Origin of the sequence: Candidatus Paraluminiphilus aquimaris, from assembly GCF_026230195.1 — a bacterium.
GTDB lineage: Bacteria > Pseudomonadota > Gammaproteobacteria > Pseudomonadales > Halieaceae > Luminiphilus > Luminiphilus aquimaris.
The window spans coordinates 1,489,879-1,504,599 of the sequence record NZ_CP036501.1 but is presented as its reverse complement, the minus strand read 5'-3'; the positions used below and the strand labels follow the sequence as shown (position 1 = coordinate 1,504,599).

General features: G+C 53.4%; 12 protein-coding genes. 6 read left to right on the top strand and 6 right to left on the bottom strand.

The window, feature by feature from the left end:
* Window positions 1-13 precede the first annotated feature (13 nt).
* From E0F26_RS06965 to E0F26_RS06955, 3 genes are read left to right on the top strand one after another with little or no spacing between them, the layout of a single operon-like run.
* Entirely contained in the window at window positions 14-1,033 is a 1,020-nt protein-coding gene (locus tag E0F26_RS06965; protein ID WP_279240945.1) for an XdhC family protein, read from the top strand.
* Window positions 1,026-1,637: a nucleotidyltransferase family protein gene (locus E0F26_RS06960; protein ID WP_279240944.1), complete on the top strand. Its 612-nt coding sequence runs from the start codon at window positions 1,026-1,028 to the stop codon at window positions 1,635-1,637. Before E0F26_RS06965 ends, E0F26_RS06960 begins: the two co-directional genes overlap by 8 nt.
* Before the next feature lie 11 nt (window positions 1,638-1,648).
* A complete protein-coding gene (locus tag E0F26_RS06955) occupies window positions 1,649-2,503 on the top strand; it encodes a class I SAM-dependent methyltransferase (protein WP_279240943.1) in 855 nt (284 codons plus the stop codon).
* Here E0F26_RS06955 and E0F26_RS06950 read toward each other — a convergent pair.
* Window positions 2,500-3,858, bottom strand: a complete 1,359-nt coding sequence (locus tag E0F26_RS06950; protein ID WP_279240942.1) for a DUF1501 domain-containing protein — start codon at window positions 3,856-3,858, stop codon at window positions 2,500-2,502. The genes E0F26_RS06955 and E0F26_RS06950 overlap by 4 nt on opposite strands.
* A complete protein-coding gene (locus tag E0F26_RS06945; RefSeq protein ID WP_279240941.1) occupies window positions 3,855-5,537 on the bottom strand; it encodes a DUF1800 domain-containing protein in 1,683 nt (560 codons plus the stop codon). Before E0F26_RS06945 ends, E0F26_RS06950 begins: the two co-directional genes overlap by 4 nt.
* Before the next feature lie 191 nt (window positions 5,538-5,728).
* Here E0F26_RS06945 and E0F26_RS06940 point away from each other — a divergent pair, with 191 nt between their 5' ends.
* Entirely contained in the window at window positions 5,729-6,895 is a 1,167-nt protein-coding gene (locus tag E0F26_RS06940; protein ID WP_279240940.1) for a saccharopine dehydrogenase family protein, read from the top strand.
* 11 nt (window positions 6,896-6,906) lie between these two features.
* Here E0F26_RS06940 and E0F26_RS06935 read toward each other — a convergent pair whose 3' ends face one another.
* The 3 genes from E0F26_RS06935 to E0F26_RS06925 all read right to left on the bottom strand — a co-directional run bounded on the left by E0F26_RS06935 (window position 6,907) and on the right by E0F26_RS06925 (window position 10,805).
* Window positions 6,907-7,302, bottom strand: coding sequence for a DoxX family protein (locus E0F26_RS06935; protein ID WP_279240939.1), 396 nt, complete (start codon window positions 7,300-7,302; stop codon window positions 6,907-6,909).
* Window positions 7,303-7,429: 127 nt separating this feature from the next.
* Entirely contained in the window at window positions 7,430-9,574 is a 2,145-nt protein-coding gene (locus E0F26_RS06930) for a 3-hydroxyacyl-CoA dehydrogenase NAD-binding domain-containing protein (RefSeq protein ID WP_279240938.1), read from the bottom strand.
* Window positions 9,575-9,596: 22 nt separating this feature from the next.
* The gene (locus tag E0F26_RS06925) at window positions 9,597-10,805 is read right to left on the bottom strand and encodes an acetyl-CoA C-acetyltransferase (RefSeq protein ID WP_279240937.1); all 1,209 of its coding nucleotides are present in this window, start codon (window positions 10,803-10,805) and stop codon (window positions 9,597-9,599) included.
* Window positions 10,806-11,019: 214 nt separating this feature from the next.
* On the opposite strand from E0F26_RS06925, the gene E0F26_RS06920 reads away from it, so the two are divergent.
* Window positions 11,020-12,423 carry an MATE family efflux transporter gene (locus E0F26_RS06920; RefSeq protein WP_279240936.1) on the top strand — a complete coding sequence of 468 codons (1,404 nt, stop codon included), beginning with the start codon at window positions 11,020-11,022 and terminating at the stop codon, window positions 12,421-12,423.
* Here E0F26_RS06920 and E0F26_RS06915 read toward each other — a convergent pair.
* Entirely contained in the window at window positions 12,420-13,703 is a 1,284-nt protein-coding gene (locus tag E0F26_RS06915; protein WP_279240935.1) for an alkyl sulfatase dimerization domain-containing protein, read from the bottom strand. The genes E0F26_RS06920 and E0F26_RS06915 overlap by 4 nt on opposite strands.
* A gap of 130 nt (window positions 13,704-13,833) precedes the next feature.
* Between E0F26_RS06915 and E0F26_RS06910 the strand changes: the two genes are divergently transcribed.
* On the top strand, window positions 13,834-14,721 hold the full coding sequence (locus tag E0F26_RS06910) for a sterol desaturase family protein (protein WP_279240934.1): 888 nt from the start codon (window positions 13,834-13,836) through the stop codon (window positions 14,719-14,721).

The window sequence follows — 14,721 nt, the reverse complement described above, 5'->3', positions numbered from 1 at the left end:
GGCGGCTTTTTTCATGACAATGCAATTAGCCGCCATGCTCTCGAAGTGGTTACCCAAACGAGACAATGAGGAATGGGTTCTCGGAACGGTCTTCAAGACCGAGGGCTCAAGTTATCGAAAGCCCGGGGCAATGAGCCTTATTAGCTCGGGAGGCGAACAACTCGGACTTTTGAGCGGCGGCTGTCTCGAAGCAGATATAAGACTCAACGCGCGCAAAGTGATGGCCTCAGGTCTCCCCGTTTGCATACGATACGACGGCGACGACGAGGATGATCTATCGTACCGACTGGGCATTGGCTGCGGTGGTGTCGTCCACGTACTGCTCGAGCCAGTAAATGAACACAATGACTACCAAGGCCTCTTACAGATCCACCGCTCACTGACGAGCAGGCAAAGTGGCTACTTCCGGCAACACATCCCTGCCCCAGGCGAAGTGAGTCTTGCGAGTGAGTACACCCTAGATTCAATGCTGACTCGCAAGCGTAAAAAGAGCCGACTCGAGGAATTACAGGGTAAAACTTGGCTCATCTCACACATTACGCCCGCGCCTCATTTACTGATTGCAGGGGGCGGCATCGATGCACAGCCCGTCGTCGTGTTAGCCAATCAACTTGGATGGGAGACAACCGTTTGGGATCCAAGACCCGCTAATGCGAGGGATGAGTTTTTCCATATGGCAGATCACCGACTCCGCTGCTCGGCGGAAGCGCTTGCCGACCAGGTCAAAGACCTATCGATAAATGCGGCTATGGTGATGACTCACAGCGTGCCGATGGACGCACAATGCTTACTCGCACTCTCGGGCCAACGTCTAGACTACGTCGGGCTGCTCGGTCCGACACATCGGAGGGAGGAAGTCTTTGACGAAGCAGGTCTCATCGACGATGACTTCAAACCGACCGTCGATGGCCCCGCCGGCTTTGATATCGGAGGCGAGCTTCCTGAGAGTATTGCCCTCTCGATCATTGCTAAGTGCCACAACGCCATCTTCGGTCCGAGCGTCCAAGATGGGGGCCTTCGAGGAAATGGCTGAATCGCGATTAGGTATTCTGATCCTTGCAGCCGGTGAAGCGCGCCGATTCGGTGCGTGCAAGCAGCTCGCACATTTTTTAAAAAAACCACTCCTGCAACACGTTGTCGATGCCGCACTCCCCTTACCTCACAAGCGATTGATCATCGTGACGGGAAGGTATGATGCAGAGATAAAGCGCGCAGCTGACACCGGTTTATTTATCGGTGCTGAGTTGGTTTACAACCCTGACTGGCAAGCGGGTATGAGCAGCGCTATTCGGCTTGGGTGTGAGCTTCTAGCAACTGACTGCGATCAACTCCTCGTCCTACTTTCAGATCAAATTTTAGTATCTACCGAGGAGCTTTCCACCTTGATTAATAGTACAGACAGCACAGGTATGGCGTGCTCAGGGTTCCGAAACACCGTTGGGCCGCCCGCAGTATTTGGCCGCTCGTACTATCCCGATCTGTTATCGCTTGACGCCGAGAACGGTGCGAAACAGCTGCTTACAAATAACAACCATCAGGTCTGCGTGATCCCTATGCAATCGGCTGGCTGGGATATCGACTCACCCGATGATCTCGAAAAACTTGAGGACGTCGGTTCCTACATTTTTGGCAATTAAAGGTTCTGCCTATGAATAATCAACTACAAAAAGAAATGTGGAATGGCCGAGCTGGGGCGAGTTGGGTGAGACACAATACGCTTCTTGAGCAGCTGCTTGCGGAGCCCGGACGTCGTTGCATGGACTCGCTCTCTTTACCCCCCAGCGCACGGCTGCTCGATGTAGGCTGTGGCTGTGGTAATCAGACCTTGGAATGGGCGTCGCGCTTGGACGACTCATCCAAGATTACGGGGGTCGACATCTCCGAACCTATGCTCACTTTGGCCAATGAACTGAAAGCGGCCAATCAAAATGAGCTCCAAGCTCAGGTGGAATTTATCGTGGGAGACGCAAGTGATTCGCTTTTCCCAAATGAGTCCTTCGATGCCATCTACTCACGTTTTGGGGTGATGTTTTTTGACAATCCACCTGCCGCCTTCGCAACGTTGCGTGAAGCGCTCAAACCCAAGGGTCAACTGGGCTTTGTATGCTGGCAAAGTCCGTCGCTTAATCCTTTCTTTACAGCGCCCCTGCAAGCCGCCCTCTCAGTGCTTCCAGCGCCGCCACCTGCAAAACCTGGCGCACCCGGACCCTTTGGGTTGGCAGACCCAGACGTTATTAAGCATGTACTCGCGGAAGCGGGCTTCAACAAGCCAAGAATTGAGCCTCTGGCACTTGAGTTATCCGTAGGCGCATCGCAGCCCTTTGAAGAAATATTCGAGGAACTCATTCAGATTGGGCCTGCAGCGGCCCTCATCGCAGAAAGCGATCCATCTCTGAAGGATCGCGCACGAGAAGCCGTCTATGAACGTCTGCGGGCCTTTTACTCGCCCGGTGATGGCATAGGGTTCGAGGCTAATTTTTGGTTGGTAACGGCACAGCGCTAGCCAGTTAGCATACCCATTAGCCCTGCACCCTGAGTGCTTCCCTCAAAGTTTGCCCAGTTGGGCAGCACCGATCCGAGTGACTCAGGCGCAACACCCATCCATCTAGAGATCTCAGCATACATGGCGTCGGTTGGGGTACTTGGTAGAAAACGGCCACGACCAACATCCAGCGGATTGTCTTCTACCTGCTCGGGGAAATGACCGTATAACTGACCGCCTTGCACCGCACCACCCATGATCATCGCATTACCACCCCAACCATGGTCTGAGCCTTTACCATTTGAGGTTAGGGTTCTACCGAAATCAGAAATGGTAAATGTCGTCACCGATTGACTCAGACCCAATTCCTCAAGGGCGACCTGAAACTGCCCAAGACCCGCATCAAGGGCGGGCAGCATATCGGCTTGCTGGCCCAAGGTATCTTCATGGTGATCCCAACCGCCGTAGGTCACGAAAAATGTCTGGCGTGTAACACCGAGCGATTCGCGCACACTCATTAGCTCGGCGATACGTTTCATCGCTGCTGAAAAGTAGTGCTCCGAAAAAGGCGTGCTGAGGGCTGTCGCGCCCTCCAGTGCCGAATTAAATACATCGCCGGCGTCAATCGCAGACTGAACTTTATTGCCATAGACACGGCGCAATGTTGAAGTGTTGGGGTCCTCTAAGAAACGATCGAAGTAGCGCCTAAAAACATCGTTTTCGTAGCCCGCAATGCGCCTCACACCGTCCGCGGCACTCACGGCATAGCTGCCCGTGGCAGCACCCGCTTGAAAAGAATTATTGCCTGACAGAGAGATGTTACCTGCGAGTGCCAAGCCCGCGTTCGCGGCTGGCATCGCATCGAGCATTCGACCACCAACACCGGTGCCCGCACGGTTTGCAGGTGTCGCTGTCTGCCAACTCAGTATTTGATCTGAGTGCGAGAACAAACCCAAAGGTAATCGCACATTCCCTGTCTCGAGCGCCGCGCGAGTAGTGGGCTCCACTAGGGGACCAATGTTGGTGACTAACGTTGCCTGCCCAGCATTGAACCTTTGTTGAAGACTCGACATGGCCGGGTGTAAACCAAAACTCACCCCATCGAGAGCCCCCTCTAAAGGCAGCAAATCGTTGCGGCTCAGTGCTAAGTCTGAGCGTCGAGTTTGATATTGCGCATACGCCTGCTCAGATCGCGGGACTAAAATATTGTAGCTGTCCGCGCCACCCGCAAGTAGCACACACACTACTGCGCGATAATCATCTGACGCGCGAGCCCCCGCACTTCCCAAAAGGGAAAACGGGACCACAGACGACATCCCAAGCGAGACAGCAGACTGAGCGCCACGTCTCAGTAGAGATCGACGGTTGATCATCATTGGACACCTCCAAAAACCGCCTGCTCAGGGGAAATGAGGGACAAATACAGGCTTAGTTTTACCTTCTCCTCATTGGGCGAGGAGGACAGCTCAGCCATCGCTTCTGAGAGGACGGTACGAGTAAAGTCGCTCATATTGCCGGCGAAGAACAATCTATCCAGCTGATCAAAGAAAACGTCTTCGTTGTCAACCAAATCGACCAAAGGCTCTAGATTTAAGGCCACCGGCGAAAGCTCGGGATGCGTAGCCATGGGCGCGTCGCCGTAGACCAAGTTCGCCATCACGTTTGTTACCCCGATCGCCGTGTCTTCAGTCGTAATTTGCATCTCGGGTGAGATAAGGCCCATGCCACCTTGAGGTCGATAAAAGGGCGAATAAAAATTGAACACGCTGGGCGCGGTAAGCACCATTTGCCCAGTAAGATTTTGCACGATGTAACCCGTTACACCATATTTATAACCTTCGGCGGGAGCTATATTCAACGCCCTACCCGCGGCGAGATACCGCCTGAAAGGTTCGCGCACGCGACTTGCATCGGCGATTTCTTCATCGGTCAATATAGCCCGAACGACCGCTTTCATGTCGCCGCGAACACCCTCACCGTTGTCAGCAAAGACGGCTGAAATCCTAGCGATGTATTCAGGCGACGGGTTTGATGTCACCAATCGTTGTATTAACTGCCTCCCCACAAATGGACCGACATTTGGGTGATTGAATAAATTATCGATCGCATCATCGATGTCCTCCAGGCCTGTTTGACCGTCAGAAACTATCTGACCATTCAACAAGTGTTTCTCCCCAGGTTCGTGATACTCGTTAAACATCACCATCGGAAGCGCGAAGACCGGCTGATTACGACCAAATTGCGGCTCTCTATTAGTCGAGTCGTAAGCGAGCCCCGTAAAGATTTTTGCAAACTCTTGGATATCCTCATTGTCATATGTCGCGATAGGGTTTCCTTGTACATCACGCTTCTGACTGCCGTCAGCATTGAGTTCATACAAACCAATAGAAAATAGCTGCATTACCTCGCGAGCATAGTTTTCGTCTGGGAACGTATTGGCAGCCGTATCAGTCTTAGCGTTGTTCACGTGGCTTAGGAAAAACCCCATTGAGGGGTGCAGCGTCACGGCAAGAAGTAGATCTCTATAATTGCCAAAGCTGTGCTCAAGAAGCGTGTCGTAATAACTAGACAAACCCACGGGATTTACGCCGAGCGCGCCTGAATCGGACACCACTAGAATTTGAGACAAGGCATAGGCGGTCAGCTGGCGAAGCTGATCAGGCGCGGTGAACGCTCGCTCAAAAAAGGCAAATCTGCGGTACAACGCCGGAGGAATAGCTCCATTGAGAACATCGTAGCCGTATTCCGAGCCGTAACGATAGACAATAGGCAAGTGGTAACTGGGCGGTGTATCGAATTGCTCGTCGAGCCAGTCGTCCGGCCCAATTTTTGCGGCTACCTCGAGGCTCTCGCCTGTTACACCAAACGTCGCTAGATCTAACATAACGGCAGCGGCTTCATAGTCTTCAGCTGAGGGTTCAGAGGGTGTTGGCGAGGTCGGCGCACTGCCCGAACCGCTTCCTGCTGCCGGACCCGAGGGAGCTGAACTACCACCACCGCCTCCTCCACAGCCGACGAGTACTAGGAAGATTAAGCTGACTACCCACTGCTTCATCAGATTCAAATCCACACGCGTTAAGTTCATGTTCTACGTTATCACAGCATATTCCCGTCGCTCCGCCCGTTTGTATCGCCCGCTTCCGCTCAGTCTTGGGACGGTTGCGCAATATCAGCCTTGCGCTGGACAGTTGATAACGAACCTGTATTCTCGGGCCTTCTAATTATTACCCCTAAACTGGATGAATTATGAGCAGAGAGTTCGACGTTATCGTCTATGGTGCAAGTGGATTTACTGGGCGGTTAGTGGCCGAGTACATGGGAAAGACCTACGGCACGAGTGTGCCATGGGCAATGGCCGGTAGAAGTGAGGCCAAGCTCGCAGAAGTACGTGAGCTGATTGGCGTATCAACCGACATACCGCTTGTAACCGCTGATGCGGGCAACGAGGAGTCTCTGCGCGATATGGTTAAGCGCGCTTCGTGCATCTGCACAACCGTCGGGCCCTATCAGCTCTTCGGCTCGGAGTTGGTCAGACTCTGCGCAGAGGAAGGTACGCATTACGTCGATCTATCTGGAGAACCCGGTTGGATGCACGAGATGATCGCCGCCCACGACGAGACAGCTCGCACGTCAGGTGCACGCATTGTCCATAGCTGCGGCTTTGACTCGATACCTTTTGATCTCGGTGTCTACTTCCTCCAAAAAGCGTCAATCGGTCAGACTGGCGCCCCTATGAACCGCATTCGTGGTCGTGTTCGCGCAATGAACGGTGAGTTCTCAGGTGGTACCGCAGCGTCCTTGGGCGCCACTATGGCGGCTCTGAAAACTAATCCAGGGTTGCTAAAAGTACTGGCAAACCCCTTCTCGCTCGCCAACGGATTTCAAGGTCCTGAGCAGCCTTCCGATGCGAAGCCCTACGAGGACGATGCAATCGGTTCATGGGTCGCACCTTTCATCATGGCGCCGATCAATACCAAGAATGTTCATCGCTCCAACGCACTGCTAAACCACCTTTACGGCGAAGACTTCCAGTACGACGAGATGATGGTGACAGGTCCCGGTGAGCAGGGGGCAGCCGCTGCCAGTATGGTGGCGAGTAGCAACCCGCTTGAGGGTGATGATGTACCCAAACCCGGAGAGGGACCCTCCAAAGAGAGTCGCGAGGCGGGCCATTACGACGTGCTGTTTGTCGGCACCAACGCGAACGGTAATCGGATGGAAGCCACAGTAACCGGCGATATGGACCCCGGTTACGGCTCGACCTCTAAGATGATCGCTGAGAGTGCGCTCTGCATCGTGCAGGACTGTACTGATCTGCCAGGGGGTGTTTACACACCAGCGCCCGCGATGGGTGAGAAACTGATTGAGCGTCTAGTTGCTAACGCTGGGCTCACCTTCAACTTGGGCGCCTGAGCCTCACGCGATTATTTATGACTCAACAAGCGGTGCTGAGGTAGGTCCTCGGCGCCGCTCATCACAAGCAAACCCGCAAAAATCGCCAGATTCTTAACGAAATTCTGCGTCTCATGCGCCTGGCTTACACCTTCATAGACATTCCAAAAGTCGTGCATACCGAGATTAATAATCAAGGTCATACCCGCGAACATCAAAGCCACCTGGCTAACGCGCATTCCAATCATCAACATTACCCCACCGCCGATTTGAAGAACGATAGTAATCGGGAGAAGCAAGTCTGGAGCCGGTATGTTGTGAAGCGCCATGTAACTTAGGGTGTCAGCGTAGCCCGTTACTTTGGAAATACCGGGAAGGAAAAAATACAGACCGAGCAAAAATCGGCCGAGGGTTACGGCAAAACGCATTGTTATTGTTCTCCTTTGATTGTGCCCCCATTTAACACTGTCTCGACTCGCTTGCCCACGTAAATACGCATCAAGCGCAAATACAAAAAAGGGCGCACGAAGCGCCCTCAAAAAGAAGTAGATCGCCTTAAGCGAAGGTTTCCCCCGCCGCCAGTTTCTCAGCCACGATGGCTGGAGCATCAAAGCGTTCACCGTACGCGGCACTCAGCTGCGCACACCGATCAATGAAGTTTTGTAGCCCAAACGTGTTGACGAACTGTAAAAGGCCACCGGTCCACGCAGGGGCGCCGATCCCCATGATAGAACCGATATTACCGTCAGCCACGCTGCGCAGCACACCCGTTTCCAAGCACTTGAGGGCCTCAATCACCTGACGGAACAGCAAACGCTCTTTGACGTCTTGATCTGAGATCTCGACACCCTCTTTACCGTAAAGCGCTTCAAGTCCTGACCAGACCTCTTTAGACCCGTCAGCACCGTACTCGTAGAACCCTCCACCGTGATAACGGCCGCCGCGGGCGTGCTCACCGATCATCGTATCAACAACACCCGCGGTAATAGAGCGATCGTCTCCGTCAATAACAAGGCCCATCTCTTTCCATGTCTCTTGTGCTTTGCGAGATAACTCAAGACTGACCTCGTCGTAGACTGTAAGCGGTCCCACGGGCATTCCGACTGCTTTACCGAGGTTATCGATACGGACAGGTTTCACACCCTCCACAAGCATCCGCACCCCCTCATCGAGGTAAGTGCCAAAGGTGCGTGAAGTGAAGAAACCAAGCGAATCGTTGACCACAATGGGCGTCTTTTTGATCTGCTTGGTGTAATCGAAAGCCTTCGCAAGCGCGACATCGCCTGTTTTCTCACCCACGATGATCTCAACCAGCGGCATCTTGTCGACCGGAGAAAAGAAATGAATTCCGACGAAGTTTTGGGGGTTTTGGCTCGCCTCAGCAAGCTGGGTAATAGGCAGCGTAGACGTATTTGAACCCCAAATACCTCCCTCTGCGAGACGAGGCTCGAGATCACGTGTCATTTGGTGTTTGAGCTTCATGTTCTCAAACACGGCTTCGATAATTAGATCGCAACCATCGAGGTCCTCATCCGAGGCCGTTGGGTGAATCAAGGACAAGACTTCTGTCATCTTCTCCGTAGTCATTCGACCTTTGTCGACTCGCTTTTGAAGCAGCGCTTCTGTGTACGCCTTACCCTTTTCTGCGGCTTCCAGACTAATGTCTTTAAGCACGACCTGAATCCCCACCATGGCAGAGGAATAAGCGATCCCCTGCCCCATCATACCCGCGCCCAGCACACCAACCTTCTCGGTTTTTTGTGGGGGAACGTCTTTGGGACGCGAGGCACCACCATTGATCTTGTTCATCTGGAAGAAGAACGTATTGATCATGTTCTTAGCTTGGGGCGTAAGCGCAAGCTCGGCCAGACCCCGGCTCTCAATACGCATCGCCGTTTCAAAATCGACCGTAAGCGCCTGCACAGCCACGTCAAAAATCTTTTCGGGAGCGGGAAGCAGACCGCGCGTATTCTTTCGAATCATGGGTGCACCCATGGTCACCATCTGGGCAACTTGGGGATTACGAATATTACCGCCGGGGATCTTGTAACCCTTTGTGTCCCATGGCTGAGTTCGCGCCGCCTCATCATCTTTGTTATCCAGCACCCATTGCTTGGCGACAGTAAGCAGTTCGTCCTTGGTATCGACAACGGCGTCAATCAAACCCGACCCCAATGCCTTTTCAGGCGCAACACGCTTGCCCTCAACGATATATTCGTTTGCCGCCATGAGCCCCATGAGGTAAACCGCCTTGACGTTACCGCCACCACCGGGAAGAAGACCCAGAGTGACTTCAGGAAAGCCAAGCTGCACGCTGCGATGGTTCCACGCAATCCGGTGATGACATGACAGCGCAAGCTCAAGGCCACCGCCCAAAGCGGCACCATTGATAGCGGCACATACCGGCGCATCTAACTTCTCCAGCCGACGCATAGCGGCCTTGGTTGCGCACATTCCGTTGAAAAAATCTTCAACGGTCTCTTCGGTGACCTCACACAGCATATTCAGATCACCGCCGGCAAAAAAAGTAGATTTGCCCGACGTCAAAACAACCCCTGCCAGTTCTGTCTCAGCTTCTAACCTATCGAGCGTTGCTTCAAAAAGCGGCAGAAAGGCGTCGCTCATCGAATTGACTGGACCGTCCATGTCCATGGTGACGGTGACGACGTGGTTGCTGTCTTTTTCGTAATGGAAACTCATTTCGTAAAACTCCTGTTACCGCTTAAACCCGTTCGATGATTGTCGAAATACCCATACCACCGCCAACACAGAGTGAGAGCATGGCGCGCTTTAAATCACGACGTTCAAGCTCATCAACCATGGCACTGACCAGACAGCCACCTGTTGCCCCCAGTGGGTGTCCCATTGCAATAGCGCCACCGACAACATTTGTTATCTCGTGGCTGATTCCGAGATCCTTCATATAGCGAAGTGCCACTGATGCAAAGGCCTCGTTTATCTCCCACAGATCAATATCATCTGGCGTAAGGCCTGCTTTCTTCAGGCACTTCTTTGCGGCGGGCCCCGGCCCGGTCAGCATAATGATGGGGTCCGTCGATAAGACAGTCGTTGCAACGACCCGAGCTCGGGGCGTAAGGCCCAAATCGTTTCCGGCTTTTTCACTGCCAATCAGAACGGCGCTAGAGCCATCCACAATGCCCGAGGAATTGCCCGGTGTATGCACGTGCTCTACTTTGCTGTATTCGTTGTACTTCGCAAGGATCACGTCGTCGAAGCCCATCTGCCCGGGCATTTCAAACGAAGGCTTGAGTCTTGCCAAACCCTCCATCGTGGTGTCCGCTTTGATAAAGTCGTCGCGCTCTAAAATAGTGATGCCCGATGCGTCTTTAACCGGCACAACTGATCTGTCGAACCAGCCACTATCACGTGCGTGTGCAGCTCTTCGCTGTGACTCTACTGCGTACGCGTCGACATCTTCACGGCTGTACCCGTCAATGGTGGCAATCATATCGGCACCAATGCCTTGCGGAACAAAACCCGTCTTCAGTGCAAACGCGGGATCACTGGCCATGGCACCGCCATTGGAACCCATAGGCACGCGAGACATACACTCGATGCCGCCGGCGACCACCAGATCATCCCAGCCTGACGCAACTTTCTGCGCTGCCGTGTTGACTGCCTCAAGCCCAGACGCACAAAACCGGTCCAGCTGAACGCCGGGAACGGACTCATCCCAGTCAGCGTTTTGAACGATCATTTTTGTGATGTCAGATCCTTGCTCGCCGACAGGTGTCACACACCCCATAACGACATCATCCACATAACTCGTATCGAGGTCCTGACGTGATTGAAGCTCCCGCAGCAAGCCCGCCCCCAGATCCACGGGCTTTACTTCGTGAAGCGTACCGTCTTTTTTTCCTTTACTCCGCGGCGTGCGAATCGCATCAAATATATAAGCTGCGTGTGGCATAGAGAGTCTCCAACTGAGTGAGGTTTCATCATTTTTCGGTCGTACACAGTGCCAAAACTCGACAGGAAAATCGATAATTTACGGCGATAAATTTGAACTTTGAGTATGTTTTTTAAATTCTGAGCATGCCTCGCGTACTTCTCGCAAAACCCCGTCAAACAAATGGGATGTCTGTTTGCGATCGCCATAAGCTGACTAAACTTCGAAAAGACTTGTGCCGCAGACCAAGTTCATAGCTAATGCGTGGATGGACCAGCGCACTCAATACCTACTCACGGCACCAGCACTCCCCCTGCTTACGAAACTATCGCTACCGAGCAGCGTCGCTTTTATTGTGCAATCGACGGTGAGTTTGACCGAGGTCTGGTACGTAGGTCAGCTCGGGAGCACCCCACTTGCAGCCATGGCTTTGGTTTTCCCAATGCTGATGCTTATGCAGATGTTGTCAGTGGGCGCATTGGGGAACGCCGTCTCATCAGCAATCGCACGGGCTTTAGGGGCCGGCCATCAAGAGCGCGCTGAGGAGTTAATGTGGCATGGGCTGATCTTAGCTGTGGTGGGGCCAATCATATTGCTCATCGCATTTTTGATTTCAGGAAAGTTCTTTTTATCTCTGCTGGGCGGCACCGGCGAAATCCTCGATCTGGCCTTTGCCTACAGCGCCATGTTGTTCGGAGGCAGCGTCACGATCTGGATGATGGGCGTGGCAAGCTCCATTTTTCGAGGCCTAGGGGACATGCGCTACCCCGCTCGAATGATGATTGTCGCATCGCTGATACAAGTCCCATTCTCGGGTGCCTTGATCCTGGGTTACTTTGGGGCACCGAAGCTCGGTTTATTTGGCGCGGCGGTGTCCGTCATAGCAACGAGCGCTGTCATGGCTATCGTCATCCTTACGCGTCTCGTAAAGGCAAAATTGCCCGCGAACCTGCGACTCTCTCGCTTAAAGCTTCAGCGGCACCACTTTCAGGACATTGGTCGTGTCGCCTTGCCCGCGTCACTGTCCCCCATTTCAACCGTCACCACTATTTTGGTGCTCACCGGACTGGTGGGACAATTCGGTGAGGAGGCTCTCGCTGGCTATGGGATTGGCTCACGCATCGAGTTCTTAATGTCATCGCTCATTTTTGGCATTGGAGCGACAATGACATCGCTGGTGGGTATGAGTATTGGCGCCAAGAACGCCGATCGTGCGGAAGAAATTGGTTGGACTGGCGCAGGTATGTCCTTCATCTTAGGGGGTGTTATCGGCACGTTACTTGCGGTTTTCCCCCACGTCTGGATACCCATTTTCACCGATGATCCGATGGTCTATAAAACGGCCAAAGGATTCATTCAAATCGTCGGCCCTTGTCTCGCCATCCATGGTGTTGGTTGGGCGCTCTACTTCGCCTCGCAGGGGGCGGGTGCCATGCGGGGCCCTGTCGCAGCCTTGATCGCCCGCCCGGTAGTAGCGATTGGCCTGGCATTCTTTTTACTCGGTCCTATGGACATGGGTATGACAGGGGTGTTTATCGGCGCGGTCGGGGGGATGTTTGCCTACTCCGCTATCGTAACGGCCTCGATGAAAGGCGGCGCGTGGCGCCGGCAAGTACCTGTGAGTACCAGTCAGGTCTAGTCTGAATCACACTGCTGCTTCGACTGGTTTGCTGCCGTACCGAAAATACCCTTCGCCATCAGTGATGTTTCGCCCTCACGACGCTTCTGATACACCTCCGCGCGTAAATGATGAACGGCTTTATTTTCTGGTTCCGCTTGCGCCGCAAATTCCGCCAGATGACAGGCTAGTCTCGTGTCGGTCTCAGCTATCTCTCGCGCACGCTGCGCCAGCTTGAGCGCACCACCGGAGAGTTTCGCAAGCTCCGCCGCAACCGCTGCATCGCGGGCAGGCTTCAGATTGGCGGGATTGCCTTCATACCAGCCGCCGTATAAACGCCAAATATTTCTGACTACAAACTCTGGCTCGTCATAGGTGGGGCCCAAGTACGGCTTTGCCAGTAACTCCGGCGCAACCTGCACCGCATGGATAATATCGTTCAACGAGGCCCCTTCGTTCATTAACGCCAGCGTTTGACTGACCATGGTCTCCAGAACCGTGGCAACCTCGTTTAACACTTGTTTAATGCGATCCTTACCCTCGATGGGTAAGCCGTGTGCCGGTAAAAAGAGCTCTGCATCCCGAGAGGCCATATCCCTCAATGCGGCGGCCCACTCCTTTGGGTATCGCTGTGCTTTCTGAGGATTACCGGCGTTGGGAAACGCCCAAATGAAAAAGTCACCAGCGCAAATCGCTTTGTGCTTGGGAATCCAGGCCCAGGTATGGTCGTCGGTCTCACCTTTTGCGTGGTTAAGCTGAATCTCGAGCCCGCCTACGGACATTGCCAGGTCATTTTTGTAGGTAACGTCGGGCGCTGGCGTATCGATTGGCAAAAAGTGAGACTGTCCAGCAAGGTCGTATCCTTTTTTCTTGAACTGACCAAACTGCCGCTCGTTGATGACATGGTTATACCCATTTGTCATTCGGTAGCGATCAAAGCGTGCAGCTACATTCTCGTGCCCTACGATCGTAGGTTTACGCCCTTCATAGGCCGCGCAAAATGCGCCACATCCGCCCACGTGGTCAATGTGCCCGTGCGTGAAGACCACCGTATTAAAGGGATCGCGCGTCCACGACTGAATGGCGTGGACACACTTTGTGCCGCCATGCTCATTCGATGTGTCAAAGGTCACCAGTCCATCATCTGTTTTGAACACGATGGAATGCGAAAAGGCCTCAACCACAGCCACCTCTGAGGACAGCTCCGATAGCTGATGATTTATGCGATTAATCGGCCCGGTTTCGCTTATATCAGTGCGTCCATCGATGATATCCGCAGACATCTTGAGTAAATCAGCCATGTTGCTTCCTCGTTGTTATTTCAGCTTTTGTCAGGAATACGCTGTGCCTACACTCTAAATTTTCGATTACACTCAGTGCAACGACTAATCCGCGAACGATAACCACATATACATTCTGGGGGCAGAAGAGATGGACCAAGTAATGGCGGTTATGCAAGACGACTGGGTCATGATGGCCCTGCCATTTTTCTTTGGCGCGCTTGCCCTTGAGGTTCTGTGGGCCTACAACGTCACTACGAAGCATTACGAGTCAGTCGACTTTTGGACGAGCATGCGTGTCATGTTGCTCACCGTTTTTGTCGACTTGATTCCGAAAGCTATCGGTATTGGTTTAATGTTCGCGGTCTATTCGCGCGCACCCTTGAAGGGGCTTGTCGACACCAGCTGGTACTGGTGGGTGTTACTGTTTTTTCTCGATGATCTAACCTATTACTGTTTTCACCGGGGCAACCATGAAGTCCGCCTACTCTGGGCAGGTCATGTCTCTCACCACAGTTCCCAGTACTACAATCTGGGCACAGCGCTGAGACAAGGTGTTGGTGAGCGCATCTTGAAGTACCCGTTCTGGCTCCCGCTAGCTGCCATGGGCTTTCACCCCGCCATGATTGTTACCATGCTGAGCGTGAGCCTGATCTATCAGTACTGGCTCCACACAGAGGCGTTCTACAAGTTTCCAAGACCCATCGAGTTCATCTTCAACACGCCCTCGCACCACCGCGTACACCACGGGTCAAACATACGCTATCTCGACCGTAATCACGGTGCGACGCTCATCATCTGGGATCGGCTATTCGGTACCTTTTCTGAGGAAGTACCGGAGGAGCCCGTACGGTACGGTCTTACGAAGAACATCGAGACTCACAAAGTCATGCGCGTGGCGTTTGGCGAGTACGGTGCTATGTGGCGCGATTTTCGTCGAGCAGCCACGTGGTGCGACAAGCTGGGTTATATTTTCAAGGCGCCAGGATGGAGCCACGATGGACCTGACCTACGATCTGACACGCTGAGGAACGCGTAA

Coding starts and splice junctions, on each gene's coding strand:
- E0F26_RS06965 (WP_279240945.1), top strand. CDS start 14: ATGACAATGCAATTAGCCGCCATGCTCTCGAAGTGGTTACCCAAACGA.
- E0F26_RS06960 (WP_279240944.1), top strand. CDS start 1,026: ATGGCTGAATCGCGATTAGGTATTCTGATCCTTGCAGCCGGTGAAGCG.
- E0F26_RS06955 (WP_279240943.1), top strand. CDS start 1,649: ATGAATAATCAACTACAAAAAGAAATGTGGAATGGCCGAGCTGGGGCG.
- E0F26_RS06950 (WP_279240942.1), bottom strand. CDS start 3,858: ATGATGATCAACCGTCGATCTCTACTGAGACGTGGCGCTCAGTCTGCT.
- E0F26_RS06945 (WP_279240941.1), bottom strand. CDS start 5,537: ATGAAGCAGTGGGTAGTCAGCTTAATCTTCCTAGTACTCGTCGGCTGT.
- E0F26_RS06940 (WP_279240940.1), top strand. CDS start 5,729: ATGAGCAGAGAGTTCGACGTTATCGTCTATGGTGCAAGTGGATTTACT.
- E0F26_RS06935 (WP_279240939.1), bottom strand. CDS start 7,302: ATGCGTTTTGCCGTAACCCTCGGCCGATTTTTGCTCGGTCTGTATTTT.
- E0F26_RS06930 (WP_279240938.1), bottom strand. CDS start 9,574: ATGAGTTTCCATTACGAAAAAGACAGCAACCACGTCGTCACCGTCACC.
- E0F26_RS06925 (WP_279240937.1), bottom strand. CDS start 10,805: ATGCCACACGCAGCTTATATATTTGATGCGATTCGCACGCCGCGGAGT.
- E0F26_RS06915 (WP_279240935.1), bottom strand. CDS start 13,703: ATGGCTGATTTACTCAAGATGTCTGCGGATATCATCGATGGACGCACT.
- E0F26_RS06910 (WP_279240934.1), top strand. CDS start 13,834: ATGGACCAAGTAATGGCGGTTATGCAAGACGACTGGGTCATGATGGCC.